The organism is Devosia sp., assembly GCF_028290645.1.
In the GTDB taxonomy this organism is placed as follows: domain Bacteria; phylum Pseudomonadota; class Alphaproteobacteria; order Rhizobiales; family Devosiaceae; genus Devosia_A.
In genome coordinates this window covers 11,554-28,595 of record NZ_JAQGJL010000153.1, presented here as the reverse complement: position 1 = coordinate 28,595, position 17,042 = coordinate 11,554, and the positions used below count along the sequence as shown (strand labels likewise).

Annotated in this window: 18 protein-coding genes; 6 read left to right on the top strand and 12 right to left on the bottom strand. The window is 65.2% G+C overall.

Features of this window, described 5'->3' with window-relative positions:
• Together JWQ89_RS08920 and JWQ89_RS08915 are read left to right on the top strand one after the other, a co-directional pair.
• Positions 1 to 920: ATP-binding cassette domain-containing protein (locus tag JWQ89_RS08920; protein ID WP_299640230.1), on the top strand; the 920-nt coding region annotated here is incomplete at its 5' end.
• Positions 921 to 1,184: 264 nt separating this feature from the next.
• Positions 1,185 to 3,053 (top strand): ABC transporter ATP-binding protein, encoded by a 1,869-nt coding sequence (locus JWQ89_RS08915; protein WP_299640228.1) that lies wholly within the window; start codon positions 1,185 to 1,187, stop codon positions 3,051 to 3,053.
• A 311-nt stretch (positions 3,054 to 3,364) separates the two neighbouring features.
• Here JWQ89_RS08915 and JWQ89_RS08910 read toward each other — a convergent pair whose 3' ends face one another.
• The 5 genes from JWQ89_RS08910 to JWQ89_RS08885 form a co-directional block, all read right to left on the bottom strand.
• Positions 3,365 to 3,919: a TetR/AcrR family transcriptional regulator gene (locus JWQ89_RS08910; RefSeq protein WP_299640226.1), complete on the bottom strand. Its 555-nt coding sequence runs from the start codon at positions 3,917 to 3,919 to the stop codon at positions 3,365 to 3,367.
• A complete protein-coding gene (locus JWQ89_RS08905; RefSeq protein WP_299640224.1) occupies positions 3,903 to 4,325 on the bottom strand; it encodes a DUF4260 domain-containing protein in 423 nt (140 codons plus the stop codon). The genes JWQ89_RS08910 and JWQ89_RS08905 overlap by 17 nt, the downstream gene beginning before the upstream one ends.
• Positions 4,326 to 4,594: 269 nt before the next feature.
• Positions 4,595 to 4,912 (bottom strand): hypothetical protein, encoded by a 318-nt coding sequence (locus JWQ89_RS08900; protein ID WP_299640223.1) that lies wholly within the window; start codon positions 4,910 to 4,912, stop codon positions 4,595 to 4,597.
• Between the two features lie 32 nt (positions 4,913 to 4,944).
• On the bottom strand, positions 4,945 to 5,691 hold the full coding sequence (locus JWQ89_RS22485; RefSeq protein WP_366143986.1) for a metalloregulator ArsR/SmtB family transcription factor: 747 nt from the start codon (positions 5,689 to 5,691) through the stop codon (positions 4,945 to 4,947).
• 81 nt (positions 5,692 to 5,772) lie between these two features.
• The gene (locus tag JWQ89_RS08885; protein WP_299640221.1) at positions 5,773 to 6,252 is read right to left on the bottom strand and encodes an isoprenylcysteine carboxylmethyltransferase family protein; all 480 of its coding nucleotides are present in this window, start codon (positions 6,250 to 6,252) and stop codon (positions 5,773 to 5,775) included.
• A 200-nt stretch (positions 6,253 to 6,452) separates the two neighbouring features.
• On the opposite strand from JWQ89_RS08885, the gene JWQ89_RS08880 reads away from it, so the two are divergent.
• From JWQ89_RS08880 to JWQ89_RS08870, 3 genes are all read left to right on the top strand, one after another.
• Positions 6,453 to 8,948 (top strand): glycoside hydrolase family 2 protein, encoded by a 2,496-nt coding sequence (locus JWQ89_RS08880; protein ID WP_299640219.1) that lies wholly within the window; start codon positions 6,453 to 6,455, stop codon positions 8,946 to 8,948.
• Positions 8,949 to 9,134: 186 nt separating this feature from the next.
• Positions 9,135 to 10,046, top strand: coding sequence for a DMT family transporter (locus tag JWQ89_RS08875; RefSeq protein ID WP_299640217.1), 912 nt, complete (start codon positions 9,135 to 9,137; stop codon positions 10,044 to 10,046).
• A 3-nt stretch (positions 10,047 to 10,049) separates the two neighbouring features.
• Positions 10,050 to 10,970: a DMT family transporter gene (locus JWQ89_RS08870; RefSeq protein ID WP_299640215.1), complete on the top strand. Its 921-nt coding sequence runs from the start codon at positions 10,050 to 10,052 to the stop codon at positions 10,968 to 10,970.
• Here the strand turns inward: JWQ89_RS08870 and JWQ89_RS08865 are convergent.
• The 7 genes from JWQ89_RS08865 to JWQ89_RS08835 all read right to left on the bottom strand — a co-directional run bounded on the left by JWQ89_RS08865 (position 10,967) and on the right by JWQ89_RS08835 (position 15,453).
• Positions 10,967 to 11,263: a CcdB family protein gene (locus JWQ89_RS08865; RefSeq protein WP_299640214.1), complete on the bottom strand. Its 297-nt coding sequence runs from the start codon at positions 11,261 to 11,263 to the stop codon at positions 10,967 to 10,969. The two genes, JWQ89_RS08870 and JWQ89_RS08865, sit on opposite strands and share 4 nt — an antisense overlap.
• The gene (locus JWQ89_RS08860; RefSeq protein ID WP_299640212.1) at positions 11,264 to 11,494 is read right to left on the bottom strand and encodes a type II toxin-antitoxin system CcdA family antitoxin; all 231 of its coding nucleotides are present in this window, start codon (positions 11,492 to 11,494) and stop codon (positions 11,264 to 11,266) included.
• Between the two features lie 97 nt (positions 11,495 to 11,591).
• Positions 11,592 to 11,897, bottom strand: a complete 306-nt coding sequence (locus tag JWQ89_RS08855; protein ID WP_299640211.1) for a DUF3175 domain-containing protein — start codon at positions 11,895 to 11,897, stop codon at positions 11,592 to 11,594.
• A 13-nt stretch (positions 11,898 to 11,910) separates the two neighbouring features.
• A complete protein-coding gene (locus tag JWQ89_RS08850) occupies positions 11,911 to 12,789 on the bottom strand; it encodes a metal ABC transporter permease (protein WP_299640232.1) in 879 nt (292 codons plus the stop codon).
• A complete protein-coding gene (locus JWQ89_RS08845; protein ID WP_299640209.1) occupies positions 12,789 to 13,646 on the bottom strand; it encodes a metal ABC transporter permease in 858 nt (285 codons plus the stop codon). Before JWQ89_RS08845 ends, JWQ89_RS08850 begins: the two co-directional genes overlap by 1 nt.
• Complete coding sequence (locus JWQ89_RS08840) at positions 13,643 to 14,560, bottom strand: manganese/iron ABC transporter ATP-binding protein (RefSeq protein WP_299640207.1); 918 nt, start codon at positions 14,558 to 14,560, stop codon at positions 13,643 to 13,645. Before JWQ89_RS08840 ends, JWQ89_RS08845 begins: the two co-directional genes overlap by 4 nt.
• A complete protein-coding gene (locus JWQ89_RS08835) occupies positions 14,557 to 15,453 on the bottom strand; it encodes a metal ABC transporter substrate-binding protein (RefSeq protein ID WP_299640206.1) in 897 nt (298 codons plus the stop codon). Before JWQ89_RS08835 ends, JWQ89_RS08840 begins: the two co-directional genes overlap by 4 nt.
• Before the next feature lie 143 nt (positions 15,454 to 15,596).
• Here JWQ89_RS08835 and JWQ89_RS08830 point away from each other — a divergent pair, with 143 nt between their 5' ends.
• Complete coding sequence (locus JWQ89_RS08830) at positions 15,597 to 16,985, top strand: M24 family metallopeptidase (RefSeq protein ID WP_299640204.1); 1,389 nt, start codon at positions 15,597 to 15,599, stop codon at positions 16,983 to 16,985.
• Positions 16,986 to 17,042 lie beyond the last annotated feature (57 nt).

Sequence of the window (17,042 nt, the reverse complement as noted above, 5' to 3'; positions counted from 1 at the left end):
ACATGAGCGGCTGGATTCTCGATGTCGGCTCCAACGTGTTCCGCCAGATCGGCACCACGCAGGACAGTGCCGAAACCATCGCCCAGCCGATCACCATGATCGACAAACCCGGCGCTCCCAAACTCGTCGTCCGCGAAGGCGGCATCGAGTTCAGGGACGTCAGCTTCAACTACTGGCGCGGCAAGGAAGGCACCGTGATGGAGGGGTTCAACCTCACCATCAAGCCGGGCGAAAAAGTCGGGCTGGTCGGCCGCTCGGGCGCCGGCAAGTCGACGCTGGTCAACCTGCTGCTACGTCTGTTCGACGTGGAAGACGGGGCGATCAGGATCGACGGGCAGGACGTCCGCGAGGTGAGCCAGGAGAGTGTGCGGGCGGCCGTCGGACTGGTCAGCCAGGACACTTCGCTGCTGCACCGCTCGGTGCGCGAGAACATCAAGTACGGCCGCCAGACGGCGACCGACGAGGAGATGATCCGCGCCGCCGAGCAGGCGAAAGTGGCCGATGTGATCGCCGGGTTGAAGGACCCGCGCGACCGCCGCGGCTATGACGCCCATGTCGGCGAGCGGGGCGTGAAGCTCTCGGGCGGGCAGCGCCAGCGCGTCGCCATCGCCCGGGTGCTGCTGAAGAACGCCCCGATCCTGGTGCTCGACGAAGCGACTTCGGCTTTGGACTCCGAAGTCGAGGCGGCGATCCAGGAGCAGCTGACCTCGCTGATGCAGGGCAAGACCGTGATCGCCATCGCGCACCGGCTCTCGACCATCGCAGCGATGGACCGGCTGGTGGTGCTCGAAAAGGGCCAGATCGTCGAGGAGGGCACGCATGCCGAACTGCTGTCGCGGGGCGGGCATTATGCCCAGCTCTGGGAACGGCAGTCGGGCGGGTTCCTCGATATGAAGGCTGAGGCGGAGGCTGCGGAGTGAGGGGGCCTCACGCGCGGTGCCTCCCTCCCCCTGTGGGGGAGGGTAGCGGAGCAGGACTTGGCTTTGCCAAGTCCGTTGAGTAGCTGGGTGGGGGTTTTCCACGCTCCGAGCGTGTGCCACCCCCACCCTTTATCCCTCCCCACAAGGAGGGAGACGACTGCGAGGGCGGGGCCGACCACCCGCCTTACCGAGATTTCACAATCGCGCCGGCACGATCCAAGCTATTGACTGTTGGATGCTGTCGCCGTCCCACGGTCTCGCCTGATGAAACTCCTCGAACCCATTCACCGCCTGTTCGAAACCTGGATCGACCCGTTCGGGAAATCCGGCGATCTCAGGCCGCCTGCGGTGACGTGGCAGTTCTTCTGGTTCTACATCTCGCAGGCGAAGCTCCCCTTCCTCGCGCTGCTGGCGCTGGGCGGGCTGGTGGCGCTGGTCGAGGCGGCGCTGTTCTACTATGTGGGGCGCATCGTCGACATTCTCGACAGCTCCAACCAGGCGGCGGGATGGGGCGGGCTGATCGCCGATTTCGGGCCCGAGCTGGTCTGGATGCTGGTGGTGACGCTGGGCTTCCGCTTCATCATCACCTGGCTGTCGGCGACGGTCGAGGAGCAAACGGTCAATCTCGGGTTCTACAACCTGGTGCGCTGGCAGGCCTATGCGCATGTGATCCGGCAGAATCTCAGCTTCTTCCAGAACGACTTTTCCGGCTCGATCGCCGCCAAGGTCTGGCAGTCGGGCGGGGCGGTGGGCGACTTCATGGTCAGCCTGCTGCAGGTGGTGTGGTTCATCGGCATCTACACCGTGACCACCGTGGTGCTGGTCGGCCAGCTCGACTGGCGGCTGGCGGCCGCGGTGATCCTGTGGGTCGTCGCGTTCTCGGCGCTGGCCCGCTACTACGTGCCGCGCATGCGAAAACTCTCGGCGGCGGCGGCGGAGCAGGCCTCGTCGCTGACCGGGCGCATCGTCGACAGCTTCTCCAACATCCAGACGCTGAAGCTGTTCGGCACGGCCGAGACCGACGACAAGTTCGTGCGCGGCGGCTTCGACAGCTTTCTCGCCGCGATGACCCGGCTTGCCCGGACGCTGGTCGGCGTGCGGACGGCGATGGGCATGCTGTCGGGTCTCGCCATCGCCGGCATCGCGGCGCTGTCGGTGCACCTGTGGACCGAGGGACTGGTCACCGTCGGCGGCGTCGCCTTCACCACCGGGCTGGTGCTGAGGATATACAACCTCCTCAGACGGCTGATGAACCAGCTCAACGGCCTGATGCGCAATTACGGCACGGCGCAGAACTCGGCCGAACTGATCGCGCGGCCGCTGGGGCTGGTGGATGCGCCGGATGCAAGGCCGCTGGTGGTGACCAAGGCGGCGATCAAGTTCGACAAGGTCAGCTTCAAGTATGATAACGCCCTGCCGGTGATCGACGGGCTCGATCTCGACATCAAGGCGGGCGAGCGGGTTGGGCTGATCGGCCGATCCGGGGCAGGTAAATCCACCATCGTCAACCTGCTGCTGCGCTTCTACGACGTGCAGGGCGGGACGATCTCGATCGATGGGCAGGATATCTCGAAGGTCACGCAGGAGTCGCTGCGTGCCAATATTGGGGTGGTGACGCAGGACACTTCGCTGCTGCATCGCTCGATCCGCGCCAACCTGACCTACGGCCGGCCCGACGCGACTGACGACGAGATGTACGACGCCGCAGCTTCGGCGGAGGCCGATGAGTTCATCGAGCAACTGATCGACCAGAAGGGGCGCACCGCCTATGACGCCTTTGTCGGCGAGCGCGGGGTGAAGCTGAGCGGCGGGCAGCGCCAGCGCGTGGCGATTGCGCGCGTGCTGCTGAAGGACGCCCCGATCCTCATTCTCGACGAGGCGACGTCGGCGCTGGATTCTGAAGTCGAGGCGGCGATCCAGAGCCAGCTGAAGACGCTGATGCAGGGCAAGACCGTGGTTGCCATCGCGCACCGGCTGTCGACGATCGCCGAGATGGACCGGTTGATCGTGCTGGAGCACGGCCGGATCGTCGAGCAGGGAACTCACGCCGAGCTGCTGGCGAGCGGCGGGCACTATGCGACGCTGTGGGCGCGGCAGTCGGGCGGGTTTTTGGATTTGAAGGCGGCGGAGTAGGGGCGGGGCTGCCCCTCACCCTGACCCTCTCCCCAGAAGGGAGAGGGGACGCACTTTGCACCGCCGGTGCCCCATCACCCCCTCTCCCCGCCGGGAGAGGGCCGGGGTGAGGGGCAGTTGCGACGCACGAACTCCCTTCTCCCCTGAGGGGAGAAGGTGGCGCGCAGCGCCGGTTGAGGGGTTCAGCGGTGCAGCGAGCGCTCGTTGAGAGGCCGAACCCCTCACCCAAGCTCTGCTAGGTCGCTTCGCTCCCAGCGGCGCTACCCTCTCCCCTCAGGGGCGAGGGGATGCTGTGGCGCCATCAAGTATCCTCACACCTCCCGCAATATCGTTTCCAGCGATGCCTCGAACGCCTCCTCGATATCCCCGCCGAGCTGGAAGGCGTTGCCGATCTCCATCAGCACGAAGCCGTGGAGGAATGCCACCAGCGTGCGCGACAGCGGCAGGATGCGCGGTTCGGCGATGCCGGCGGCTTTCAGTTCCTCGAACAGCGGCTGGGCTGAGAACAGGCAGGCGGCGCGGATTTCCGGGTCGTTGAAGGCGTTGCCGCTGTAGATCGCCTTGTAGCGGTTGGGGGCTGCGAGGCCGAAGCGCCGGTAGGCGGCGGCCATCGCGGCGAGCCGGGCCTTCGGGGTGTCGCCGCGGGTTTCGCGCCTGAGATGCGCCTCGAGCTCGTTGAGGATCTCGATCTCGACGGCCTTGAGGATCGCCGCGCGGTCGGCGAAATGCTTGTAGAGCGAGGGGGCTTTCACCCCCGCGCCCTGGGCGAGCGCACCCATGGTGAGCGCCTCGGGCCCGGACGCTTCGACCAGCGTCCGGGCGATGGTGGCGAGCTCGGCGAGCGAGGTCTTAGCGGGCGTCGGCAAGCGTCTGCGCCTTCCTGGCCTTGCCGATGAGCCCCAGATGCGTCTGGTGGTCGAAGCCCGGGTACTTGAGCCCGTAGCCGACCGCCCGGTCCATGCCGATATGGGCGATCCAGATCAGTGCCACGGCGGTGAGCCAGCCGATGCCGCCGAACCAGCCGACGGCGCCGAGAATGGCGGGCAGGGTGTAGGTGTGGGCGAAGTTGTAGATCTTCGCGCCGGCCTTCGGCCCGGCATAGAGGCCGAAGAACGAGAGGTCCGGCGCAAGGATCAGCAGCGCGAACAGCCACCAGTTGCCGCCGAGGAACCAGTAGGCGGTGACGGCAGCGGCGAGCGCGGCGACGCCTTCGACGCGGAGCAGGGTGACGACCGAATTGGGCGGGAAGCCGGGGGTGAAGGGGGAGGGCATGACGAACCTCTATGGCTAACGTGTGTAGCTATGATAGCTACACATGTTAGCCATGGGAGTCAAGCGAGGCTTTTGCTCGTGGCTTCCTAAAACTCAGCGTCATCCCTGCGAAAGCAGGGAACCGTTTCGCCGCTTGCGCTGGCTGATGCTTGGATCCCAGCTTCCGCTGGATGACATCGAGTTGGGGGGACGCGTGTGGCGCTACACCGAGTTCCGATGCCATCAGCATCCGAGGGAAGGGCGGCACCCTTGGGCGCCGCCCTTCGGCATCACATCACGTTGAACGTCTCGGCGACTTCCACCGAGCCGCCGGCGCTGAGTTGCGGGCAGGTGGAGGCGAGCTTCACCGCTTCATCGAGGCTCGAGGCCTCGATGACGCTGTAGCCCGTGAGCGGGTTGGCGCCGCCGCCGTCGCTGACCGTGCCGTTGGACGAAATGATCTTCGCCGGCCCGATCGGGTTACCGGCATCGACCATCCTGGCGCCGAGCCCGCCGATCCAGCTGTTCCAGGCGGCCATCACCTTCTCGCCTTCGGCCGGAGAGTCCGGCATCGAGCCGCCGTGGTAGCCCAAGAGATATCTACTCATCTGCGTAACTCCCTGTCGTGGTTGCGTTTGGCCTACTGCATGTCCAGGGCCGCGAGCGGCTTGCCGGTCTCCAGCAGGGTCTTGAGGCCGGCGATGATGAGCGGCCAGCCACTTTCGACACCCGCCTCCGCGGACGCAGCGTCGAAATGCGTGAGGGTGAGCTTGCAGGTCTCGCCCATCTGTTCGATCTCGTATTGCACGCGCGTCACGGCGCCATTGGGCGCCCACATCGCCTTGAAGGTGGTGACGAGCTTCTTTTCGGGGACGATCTCGACCACTTCGCCGTCGAGGTTCATCTCCCCGTCGGGGTCGAGATAGTGGAACCGGCCACCGACCCTGAGGTCGGCCTGCACCCGGCCGCCGTAATAGTACTGCGCGGTCATCTCGGGATTGACGATGGCGTCCCACAACGCCCTTGGGGTGGTCCGGATATAGGTTTCCAGCACGAAATTGGGTTTATCGGGCATTCTCTGACGGCTCTCCAGCATGGCCTTGAGGTTCAGCGCGTAGCGCGCGAACGGCTTTTGGTAGGGCGCAATCCAGCGATCGGCGACTTCCTGGATCGGGGAGGCGTTGAGGTAGTGATATTTGAACCGCCCTTCCTTGCGGCTCGTCACCAGCTTCGCCTCCTCCAGCACCTTCAGGTGCTTCATCACCCCGAACCGGGTCATACCGAGCCCGCTCTCGAGCTCGGTAAGGGTCTGTCCGGCCTTGTCCCGAAGACTATCGAGCAATTGTCGCCGGGTCGGATCGGCCAGGGCTTTGAAGACAGCATCCACGGTCAGGATGATAGGTGACTAATTGGTCACGTGTCAAGTGAAGCGTTGCCACGGCTGATGATGCCCGTCATTTGGCGGGGGTCAGATCCAGCGGCGGGTGCGAGTGAGGAGGGCTTCGTATGAGGCGCCGAACTTGCGCCTCAGGTAGGCTTCCTCGCGCACGACGATAAGGCGGTCGAGCGCCAGCCAGAGCACTGGCGTCAGGATCACGCCCCATTCTAGCGAGAAGATCAGACTGATGCCGAGCACCACGAGGACCATGCCCAGATACATCGGATTCCTCGTGAACCGGTAAGGGCCCGAAGTCACGATCCTCGTCGTCGGCTGCGTTGGGATGACGTTGGTCCCCTCCCGCTGGAACAACCGTGACGCGCTCGCCCCGAGCCAGATGCCGAGGGCAGTCAGCACCACCCCGACGATCACCTGCAGGTTGAAGCCGACCGGGGGCGCGAGGAAGTGCAGCGGCAGCCAGTCGAGGACAATGGCCGCGACGATCGCTGCGGCGGGTAGAACTGGCGGCAGCACCGGAAGCTGCGGATTGTCTGCGTCGAGATTGGCCACATTCCTCTCCGTACCCGCTCCACCATCGCGGAACATCGGACCGGAACGCAAGTGGGGGCACCCATTATCTTGTCGGCGGGCGTGTGAAGGATTGGCAGTAGCGGGGAGGGCGGATACAAACCGCGCCAGCTTCGGCGCTCCCGCGGAGCGGGAGCGCGAGACACGGAACCGGCGGCCTCTGTCGCCTCGGAGGATTTCCCATGGCGAAGGTGAAGATCGCGGCGCTTCCCGCCGGTACTGCAGGCTATGGCGAACTGGACCTCTCCGGGGGGTTCCAGCTGACTTCGCCCAAGTCGAGGATCAAGGCCCCGATCACGCTGCCCGGCGACGTGCACACCGCGCTGCTGGCGGCCAAGGAAATCCCCGACCCGTATTTCGGCGACAACGAGACGACGGTGATGTGGGTCAACCATACCCCGTGGACGGTGGAGCGGAAGTTCGACGCGGGCGAGAACGACATCGACGGCTACCTGACGCTGACGCTCGAGAATGTCGATTGCATCGCCACGGTGTTCCTCAACGGCGAGGCGATCGCCGAGACGCAGAACCAGTTCATCCGCTATGACCTCGACGTCACCGGCAAAGTCAGGGTGGGCACCAACACCCTCAGGATCGAATTCGCCGTCACCCGCGACGTCGCCAAGGCCCGCTCGGACGCCCATCCATTCCCGATCCCCTTCACCTACAACTACCTGTCGAACGGGCTCGAGGGCGTGCACATGAACTTCGTGCGCAAGGCCGCCTGCCATGCCGGCTGGGATTGGGGCATCTGCCTGATGCCGACGGGGGTTTACGGCCACATGGTCATCCGCAGGTCGCGGCTGGCCCGGCAGGAGAGCGTCCAGGTCGAGCAGGCGCACGGCAAGAAATCGGTCGAGCTCTCGATCACCACGCGTGTCTTCGCCTTCGCCGAAGGCTCGGTGGAACTGATGCACGAAATCGACGGGCAGAAGCTCGCCGACAAGGTGGTGGTCAGGGCCGGCGAGAACCTGTTCGTCCACAATGTCACCATCAAGAACCCGAAGCTCTGGTGGCCGAACGGGCACGGCGAGCAGCCGCTCTACGAGCTCTGGACGACGCTCGACGGCGAGGTGACCAAGCGCAGGATCGGGCTCAGGAAGCTCGAATGGGTGATCGAGAAGGACGAGATCGACCACACCTTCAAGGTGCGGGTGAACGGCCGCGACATCTCGATGTTCGGCGCCAACTGGATCCCGGCGGACGCCATCCCGTCGCGCATCACCGAGGAGGTCGTGCGCGACCTGCTGGAGAGCGCCAAAGCGGTCAACATGAACATGATCCGCGTCTGGGGCGGCGGGCAGTACGAGCCGGACTATTTCTACGAGCTCTGCGACGAGCTCGGCATCCTCGTCTGGCAGGACTTCATGTTCTCGTGCATGAGCTACCCCTCAAACCGCGAATTCCTCGCCGACGTGAAGACCGAGATCACCCAGCAGATACGGCGCCTGAGCCACCATGCCTCGATCGCGCTTTGGTGCGGGGACAACGAGGTGATCGGCTCACTCCACTGGTACCCCGAGACCAAGGCGAACCCCGAGCGCTATGTCGCCAATTACGACCGGCTGAACTCGATGCTCGGCTATCTGGTCGATGACGAGGATCCGGGTCGTCGCTTCTGGCCGTCGTCGCCGTCGCTCGGCTACATGGATTTCTCCGACGGCTGGCACTCGGACACGCGCGGGGACCTGCACTATTGGGACGTCTGGCACGCGGCCAAGGATTTCTCGGCCTATCGCACCGTCAACCCGCGCTTTGCCTCGGAGTTCGGTTTTCAGAGTTTTGCCTCGCTGAACGTCATCGAGACGTTTGCCAATCCCGAGGACATGAACCCGTCCTCGCCGGTGATGGAGAGCCATCAGCGCAATACAGGTGGCAACGCGCGCATCCTCGAGACGATGACGCGCTATTTCCGCTTCCCGGCGGACTTCGAGAAGATGGTGTTCCTGAGCCAGGTCCAGCAGGGGCTCGCGATCAAGACCGCCATCGAGTACTGGCGCTCGACCAAGCCGCGCTGCATGGGCACGCTCTACTGGCAGATCAACGACACCTATCCGGTGGCGAGCTGGGCAAGCCTCGACTATGGCGGGCAGTGGAAGCTGCTGCACTACATGGCGAAGCGCTTCTTCCTGCCGATCAATGTCGTGGCGGTGCCGGACGGCGACACGCTGATCCTCAAGGCGATCAACGATACGGCCGGGAAGGCCGAGATCGCCGACGAGGTGCAGGCGGTGAATGCCAGCGGCAAGGCCCGGGTGATCGCCACGGCCAGGGCGAAGACCTCGCCCGACAAGGCGGTCGTGGCGACCAGGCTGAAGCTCTCCGACCTGGGGCCGAACGAGTTCCTGTTCTTCTCGTGGACCGCCGAGGACGGCAAGCTCCTGGGCGAGAACGACTATTTCCCGAAGGCCTACAAGGGGTACGAGCTGGCGGAGGCCAAGGTGAAGACCAGCTGGTCGGGCGGCGACAAGGCGCCGGTGCTGACGCTGACCGCCGACAAGCCGGCGGTGTTCGTGACCGCGATGGTGGATGTGCCGGGGTACTTCTCGGACAACGCCGTGACGCTGCTGCCGGGGCGCGAGGTGAAGCTGAGTTTTACTCCGCGGCGGGGGACGGCGGTGACGAAGGACGCGCTGGCGGCGGGGCTGAGGGTGAGGCACTTGCGGCAGACGTACTGACGTCGGACACGCCACACCAGGGCCCCTGGCATCTGCTCGTCTAGGGCTACGGGAATTGGGCTGGCGCAACGGTTACACTTTAGTGCTGGCGAACCGTTTGGCGCCCCTCCGGCATTGACAGGCCGGGGCGGCGCGCCCTTTGGTGGGACCCGCCCGCCGCGTCGTTCTGCGGCTTCGGACCAGCCCATGACTTCCACCATCGCTCCGGTCGAGGAGCGCCGCAATTTCGGCATCGGCATCCTGCTGGTCGCCCAGATATTCTTTGCCACGCTCGACACCTCGGCCAAGTACATGGCGGTGGTGGGCATCCCGCTCACCGAGATCGTCTTCGTGCGCTACGGCGTGCATGTGGCGCTGACCATCGCGCTGTTCCTGCCGATCCAGCGCGGGCTGTTCGTTTCCCGCAACTGGAAGCTCGAACTGCTGCGCGGGCTGTGCCTGCTCGGCGTCACCGTCGCCAATTTCCTCGCCATGCGCTTCCTGCCGCTGACCGTCACCGGCGCGCTGATGTTCACCATGCCGCTGATGGTGACGGCGCTCTCCGGGCCGTTCCTCGGCGAGACGGTCGGCTGGCGGCGCTGGGCCGCAGTGGGCGCGGGCTTCGTCGGCATTCTGATCATCGTCCGGCCCGGCACCGAAGCCTTCCACCCGGCCTCGCTCCTCTGCCTCGCCGGAGCGCTCTGCGCCGCGTTCTACTCGATCATCACGCGCAAGCTCGCCGGTGTGGATTCGGCGGCGACGCAGCAGGTGTACTCGGGCCTGATCGCGCTCGTCTGCATCACGCCGTTCGCGTTCCAGGGCTGGGTGTGGCCGACCACCGGGCCGGCCTGGTTCGCCTTCGTCGCAGCGGGCGTCGCCGGCATGCTGGCGCATCAACTCAACACCATCGCGCATCGCTTCGCCCCGCCGTCCGCGCTGGCGCCGTTCAGCTATACCGAACTGCTGCTGCTTGCCGTGGCGAGCTGGCTGATCTTCCAGGAGCCGCCCGATACCGAGTTCTATTTCGGGGCCCCGATCATCATCGGCTCGGGCATCTACATCTGGCTGCGCGAACGCAAGCTCCATCGCGCCATCACCGTGACGCCGGTCGAGGACTGAGCGGTGGCATCTGCGGTCAAGCCCATCGAGGACCGGCGCCTGCTCGGCATCAGCCTGATGCTGGTCGGCTACCTCTGCTATACGATCATCGACAGCTGCGCCAAGCTGCTGACCCAGGCGGGCCTGCCGACCATGGAGGTGGTCTTCGTCCGCTATGCCGGGCAGCTGACCCTGGTACTGGCGATCTTCCTGCCGCGCGAGGGCGCGCGCGCGTTGACCGCCACCCGGAGCCTGCCGCTGGAGATTGTCCGCGGCCTGTGCCTCCTCGGCTCGACCGTGTTCAACTTCGTGGCGCTGACCTTCCTGCCGCTCACGGTCACCTCCGCGATCTCGTTCACCATGCCGCTGATCCTCTGCTCGTTGTCGATCCCGATGCTGGGCGAAACGGTAGGGTGGCGACGCTGGGCCGCGATCGCGGTCGGCTTCATCGGCGTTCTGGTGATCGTTCAGCCCGGAACCGAGGCGTTTCATCCGGCGGTGATACTGTCGCTGATCACGGCGGTGTTCAGCGCGCTCTACAACCTGCTGACGCGCAAGCTGGCCGGGGTGGACACGACCACCACGCAACAGTTCTACGCTGCCGCCGCCGCGACGGTCTGTATCGCTCCGTTCTCGTTGGGGGGCTGGACCTGGCCGCATGAGCTGGTTGGCTGGCTGGCGTTCTTCGGCATCGGCCTCGCGGCCCTGATCGGGCACCTGTCGATCACCACGGCGCATCGCTATGCGCCAGCCTCGGTACTGGCCCCGTTCGGCTACCTGCAGATTATCTTCATGACCGCCTCAAGCTGGCTGGTGTTCAACCAGCCGCCCGACATGTGGATATTCATCGGCGCCCCAATCGTCATCGCCTCCGGCCTCTACATCTGGCTGCGCGAGCGTCAGCTGTCGAAGAGCGTGGTGACGGAAATGGCGGTGCAGGATTAGAAGCCGTTCAACAGCATGTCGTAGGCGGCTTTGATCTCGTCATAATGGCGGTCGAGGTTGTCTATCCGGAACCCTAGCTCCGGGCGATCTATAGCGATCAGGAATTGAGTGACCAGCACGTATGGCCTCCCATCGATGGTCACTTCCGGATTGAGTCGCTTGTGCCGGACGGGAGCAAGTTCCGGCGGGTAGAGCGGAACCACAACGCGGCTGTCGAACGCACCGAGCAAATCGGTCTGCACGTCGAGCACCAGCTCGCCACCCGACAGGCGGAAGACGTCGAACTGCGCCATCTAGAACGAGCGGTATTTGCGGAGCGGAAGTCCGTGGCGGGCGACAAACTCGTTGTTGCTGCGCACCACGTCAGCATTCTCTTCTGCCCATCGCCGGGCCGCTTTCTCGGCAGCGACGGCGCGGGCAATGCCGGACTCGGCCGCCCGGGACAAGTTGATGTTCAAGGCGCGGGCTTCATCCAGCAGGTCGCCATCAAGGGTCAGATTTGCAGGGCGACGGACCGCGGTCATCTCATCTCTCCGGGCAGATGCGCATACCATGTGCATGTCGTTTCATGAGGTCAAGCAACTCGGGGCCGCCGCTCCGTTGATCGAGAGTGGGCGCCGCTCAATCCTCCCGCCCGAACACCTTCCGCAACTCGTCCTTGGCGTCCTCGAGCACTTGTTTGTGGCTGGCGCTGAGGTTCTTGCCTGCGCGGTTGATGTAGAAGGTCAGCATCGACATGGCGGACTGGTAGGGCTCGGATTTCCGGCGACGGCTGCGCTCGGCGGAGCGTTTTAGGGAGAGGGCGATCTCCTGGGGATCGCTGCCCTCGAAGACGCCGTTCTCGAGGTCGAGCGCATCGGAATGCTCTGTGACCTCGGCGGACCATTTCTCGCCCTTCTGGTTCTGTTCGGGGTGCTGTGCGGCCATTTTCGAACCTCCTTTAGGGTGCGATGGGCAAACCCGCGGCATGCGTTCCCGGTGCAGCCCGCCGCCTCAACAGACCGCTCCCCGGTGCGAACAGCAGCGCCAGCAGGAACACTCCGGCCTGGATCAGCACGATGCACGGGCCCGTCGCGCCGTTGATACTGTAGCTTATCAGAGTACCGAGGACGCCCGAGGCGATGGCGACGCTCATGGCGATCACCAGCATGGTCTCGAAGCGCTTGGCGAGCAGGAACCCGATGGCGCCGGGGGCGATCAGCATGGCGACGACGAGGATGATGCCGACTGCCTTCAGCGAGGCGACGATGGTGATCGAGAGCAGGGCGAGGAGACCGTAGTGCAGGAGTTTCACCGGCAGGCCGATGGCGCGGGCGTGCTGCGGGTCGAACGCGTAGAGCAGGAAATCGCGGCGCTTGGTGAGGACGATGAGCAGGGTCACGCCAGCGATGACGGCGGTCTCGATCAGGTCGCCCCAGGTGACGCCCAGCATGTCGCCGAACAGGATGTGGCTCAGGTGCTGGTCGGTCTCGATGCGCGAGAACAGCACGAGGCCGACCGCGAACATGCCGGTGAAGACGATGCCCATGGCCGTGTCTTCCTTGATCCGGCTGTTGTCCTTGAGATACCCCGTGCTGATCGCCGCGAAGAGCCCGGCGACGAACGCGCCGATTGCGATCGGCAGGCCGACGACGTAGGCGAGGACGATGCCCGGCAGCACGGCGTGCGAGATAGCGTCGCCCATCAGCGACCAGCCTTTGAGCACGAGGAAGCACGATAGTGCCGCCGACACCGCGCCGACGAGGATGGCGACCAGCAGGGCGCGCTGCATGAAGTCGTAGGAGAGCGGCTCGACGATGAAGGTGTAGAGCCAATCCATCATGGCATTCCCGCTTCGCGCAGCGCCCGGCTGCGGGCGGCGAGACGCCCGTGCTTGGGGGCAAAGAAGAAGGCGACGAGGAACAGCAGCGTCTGCAGCGACACGATCACCCCGCCGGTCGCGCCATCGAGAAAGAAGCTGATATAGGCGCCAACCGCCGCCGTCGCCGAGCCGAGGATCACGGCAATGATCAGCAGGGTCCGGAACCGGTCGGTGAGGAGATAGGCGGTGGCGCCGGGCGTCACCACCATGGCGATGACGAGGATGGCGCCGACGGTCTGCAGCGCCGCCACGGTGCAGGCGGCGAGCAGCGCGAAGAACAGCACCTGCAGGGCGCGCGGGTTGATGCCTACGGTGCGCGCGTGGCTCTCGTCGAAGAACACCAGCATCAGGTCCTTCCACTTGAGGATGAGGATCGCCAGCGACACCAGCGAGATGATCACCACCTGGATGACATCGCCATCCGAGATGCCGAGGATGTTGCCCATGACGATGGCCTGGACATCTACGGCGGTGGGGTTAAGCGAGACGATCAGCAGGCCCAGCGCGAAGAACGAGGTGAAGATGATGCCGATGACGGCGTCCTCCCTGAGCTTGGTCCTGGCCCGGACGAGCACCATGGAGGCGGCGGCGAGCCCGCCCGCTACGAACGCGCCGGCGGAGTAGGGGAGGCCGAAGAGGTAAGCGGCGGCGACGCCCGGCACCACTGCATGGCCGAGGGCGTCGCCGATCAGCGACCAGCCCTTCAGCATCAGGTAGGCCGATAGGAAGGCGCACACGGCGCCAACCAGCGCCGACACCCACATCGCCTTGACCATGTAGTCGTAAGTGAACGGGACGAGCAGTTCCTCGATCATTTGTCGTCCTGCGGCTTGCTGGGCGAGGCCGGCTTGCTGCCGTTCTCGCCGTAGAACACCACCGGACGCTCATCGTCGGTAAGCACGGTGACGCGGCGCGTATCCTCCTTGTCGTCGTGAAGGTCGGAGCCGGCGAGCTGGAAATGCCGCAGCACGCCGCCGAAGGCCTGCTCGAGGTTGGATTGCGTGAACACCTCAGCCGTGGGACCGGCGGCCAGCACCGTGCGGTTGACCAGCACCACCTGGTCGCAGAAGTCGGGAACGCTGCCCAGGTTGTGGGTCGAGACCAGCATCAGGTGGCCCTGGCCGCGCAGCTCGCGCATCAGGTCGATGATCGCCGTCTCGGTCTGGACATCGACGCCGGTGAACGGCTCGTCGAGCAGCATGATGCGGCCTTGCTGGGCCAGCGCCCGGGCGAGGAACACGCGCTTTTTCTGTCCGCCCGACAGCTCGCCGATCTGGCGCTTGCGATACTCGGTCATGCCGACGCGGGCGAGCGACTGGTCGACCAATTCGCGATCCTTGGCCGAGGGGATGCGGAAAAACCCCATATGGCCCTGACGCCCCATCATCACGACGTCCTCGACCAGCACCGGAAAATTCCAGTCGACCTCCTCGGCCTGCGGGACGTAGGCGACGAGGTTCCGCTTCAACGCCTCGCGCACCGGCATCCCGGCAATCCGCACCTCGCCGGCGATCGGCTGCACGAACCCCATGATCGCCTTGAACAGCGTGGACTTGCCGCTGCCATTGACCCCGACCAGCCCGGCAATGGTGCCGGCCCCGAGCCCGAAGCTGGCATCGCGCAGCGCTACGTTGCCGTTGGGATAGGCGACGGTCACGCCCTCGACTTCGAGGCTGGGTTGCGGGACCGGATTCCAGGACTCGTGCGGGACATTGGCGGTGAGGGTCATTTCCCGAACCCCTTGGCGATGGTGTCGACGGTAACTTCGAGCAACTTCAGATAGGTGGGCGTCGGGCCGTCGGCTTCGCTGAGCGAGTCGACATAAAGAATGCCGCCATAGGCCGCGCCGGTTTCCTTGGCGACCTGCCTCGCGGGCTTGTCGGAGACGGTGCTTTCGGAGAACACCACCGGGATCTTGTTGGCGCGGACCGCGTCGATGACCTTGCGCACCTGCTGGGGTGTACCCTGTTGATCGGCGTTGATGGGCCAGAGGAAGAGCTCCTTCATCTGGTAATCGCGGGCGAGGTAGCTGAACGCGCCCTCGCTGGTGACCAGCCAGCGCTGCTCCACCGGAATCTGCTCGAGCCGGGCGCGCAGCGGCGCATCCATCGCCTTGATCTGCGCCGAGTAGGCGGCGGCGTTCGCATCATAGGTCGCGGCATTCGCCGGGTCGTACTGGCCCAGCGCCTGGCGGATGTTCTCGACATAGATCAGCCCGTTGGCGGGCGACATCCAGGCGTGCGGGTTGGGCTTGCCGCTGTAGGGTCCTTCGCCGATGCTCATCGGTTCGACGCCGTCGCTGACCACGGCCTGCGGCACGTCCTTCACGTTCTCGAAGAATTTCTCGAACCACCGTTCGAGGTTCATGCCGTTCCACAGCACCAGGTCGGCATCCTGCGCCTTGACGATGTCGCGCGGCCCCGGCTGGTAGCCGTGGATCTCCGCCCCCGGCCTGGTGATCGACTCGACGACCGCCGCGTCGCCCGCGACGTTGCGCGCGATGTCAGCGATGATGGTGAAGGTCGTCACCACCTTGAACTTGTCCTGGGCCAAGGCAGGCAAAGCCGTCGTCCCAGCCAGCGCTAAGAGGGCCAGGGCAGTGAAGCGGCGGCGCGTTACCATTGCTGTGGGCAATCTCTTATTGCGAATGGTTCTTAATAGCAATTAGTTGTGGCCGCTTGTCAACTCTTTCCCGCGCCGATTGCAATCGGCCGCGGTTTCCGAGACAAGCAAATGGAAACGCCTTCGGGCTGGGGACCCCGTATATGCCTGCTTTCCGCCTGATCGATGCCAAGCTGCCGGATTTCGGCATTCCCGAAACGCGCCTCGAACTCGACCGTTCCGTTTACGTCGAACGCTTCGCCGCCCTGGGCAGGGCGCGCCGGGCCGCCGGGCTCGACGCGCTGGTGGTTTACGCCGACCGCGAGCACGCCGCCAATCTCAGCTACCTCACCGGGTTCGATCCGCGCTTCGAGGAAGCGCTGCTGCTGATCACGCCTGACACCACGCCGACGCTGCTGACCGGTCCGGAAAATCTGGGGCGGGCCAACAATGCCGCGATCGAGGTCGAGGCGCGGCTCTATCCGCCGTTCGGGCTCCTCGGCCAGGATCGCACCAAGACGCCGGCACTGGTTGAGGTGCTGCACCACGCCGGCATCAAGCAGAACCAGCGGATCGGCGTGCTCGGCTGGAAGTATTTCGGCCCCTCAGAGGCGGCCAAGCCCGAATCCTGGCTGGAGACGCCGTCCTATATCGTCGACACGCTCCGCCACATCGCCGGCCCGGAGGGGCGGGTGGTCAACGCCAACGCGCTGCTGATGCACCCGATCACCGGCCTCCGCGCCGTCAACGAGATCGTCCAGATTGCCCAGTTCGAGTTCGGCGCCGTGGCCGCCTCGGAGGCGATCAAGGCGCTGATCGCCAACGTCCGGCCGGGCATGAGCGAATTCGAAGCCGTGCAGCAGATGCGCCTCGGCGTACTCCCGCACTCCTGCCACACCATGTTTTCATCCGGCGAGCGGCTGGTCGGGCTCAACAGCCCGTCGGACCGGAAGCTGAAGCGCGGCGACCCGATGACCAGTGCGGTCGGCTACTGGGGTGGGCTGTCGAGCCGCATGGGCTGGCTGGCCGAGGACGAAGCGGATCTTCCCGGGAATGCGCGGGACTATGTCGACCGCCTCGCCGGCCCGTATTTTGCCTGCGTCGCGGAGTGGTATGAGACCATCGGCATCGGCGTCACCGGCGGCGAGCTCGACGCCCTGGCGCGCCGGCATCTCGATACGCCGTTCTTCAAGCTGGTGCTGAACCCCGGTCACCTGATCCATATCGACGAATGGATGAACACCCAGGTCTATCCCGGATCGACCGAGCCGTTCCTGTCGGGACAGGCGGTGCAGGTCGACATCATCCCCGCCGCCGGCCCGCCTTATCACGGCGCCAATATCGAGGACGGCATCGCATTGCTCGACGCGCAAGGCAGGGATGAGCTCCGGTCAAGCTTCCCTGATGTGTGGAACCGTATCGAGGCGCGCCGCGCCTTCATGGGCGATGTGCTCGGCATCCGCCTGAAGCCCGAGGTCCTGCCGCTTTCCAATCTAGCGGGCGCCATACCGCCCTATTGGCTGTCGCCCAATCGCATCGTTTCCAAGGCGTGATGCGTCATGGCGTCGCCACCTTGCCAACTTGCGCGACGCCCTCTATCTCATTTGTCA

Excerpts from the sequence above, each read along its gene's own strand:
- JWQ89_RS08830 (WP_299640204.1), top strand. The coding sequence starts at position 15,597 with ATGCCTGCTTTCCGCCTGATCGATGCCAAGCTGCCGGATTTCGGCATT.
- JWQ89_RS08905 (WP_299640224.1), bottom strand. The coding sequence starts at position 4,325 with ATGCCCTCCCCCTTCACCCCCGGCTTCCCGCCCAATTCGGTCGTCACC.
- JWQ89_RS08845 (WP_299640209.1), bottom strand. The coding sequence starts at position 13,646 with ATGATCGAGGAACTGCTCGTCCCGTTCACTTACGACTACATGGTCAAG.
- JWQ89_RS08915 (WP_299640228.1), top strand. The coding sequence starts at position 1,185 with ATGAAACTCCTCGAACCCATTCACCGCCTGTTCGAAACCTGGATCGAC.
- JWQ89_RS08860 (WP_299640212.1), bottom strand. The coding sequence starts at position 11,494 with ATGACCGCGGTCCGTCGCCCTGCAAATCTGACCCTTGATGGCGACCTG.
- JWQ89_RS08900 (WP_299640223.1), bottom strand. The coding sequence starts at position 4,912 with ATGAGTAGATATCTCTTGGGCTACCACGGCGGCTCGATGCCGGACTCT.
- JWQ89_RS08875 (WP_299640217.1), top strand. The coding sequence starts at position 9,135 with ATGACTTCCACCATCGCTCCGGTCGAGGAGCGCCGCAATTTCGGCATC.
- JWQ89_RS08835 (WP_299640206.1), bottom strand. The coding sequence starts at position 15,453 with ATGGTAACGCGCCGCCGCTTCACTGCCCTGGCCCTCTTAGCGCTGGCT.
- JWQ89_RS08840 (WP_299640207.1), bottom strand. The coding sequence starts at position 14,560 with ATGACCCTCACCGCCAATGTCCCGCACGAGTCCTGGAATCCGGTCCCG.
- JWQ89_RS08850 (WP_299640232.1), bottom strand. The coding sequence starts at position 12,789 with ATGGATTGGCTCTACACCTTCATCGTCGAGCCGCTCTCCTACGACTTC.
- JWQ89_RS08855 (WP_299640211.1), bottom strand. The coding sequence starts at position 11,897 with ATGGCCGCACAGCACCCCGAACAGAACCAGAAGGGCGAGAAATGGTCC.
- JWQ89_RS08880 (WP_299640219.1), top strand. The coding sequence starts at position 6,453 with ATGGCGAAGGTGAAGATCGCGGCGCTTCCCGCCGGTACTGCAGGCTAT.
- JWQ89_RS08865 (WP_299640214.1), bottom strand. The coding sequence starts at position 11,263 with ATGGCGCAGTTCGACGTCTTCCGCCTGTCGGGTGGCGAGCTGGTGCTC.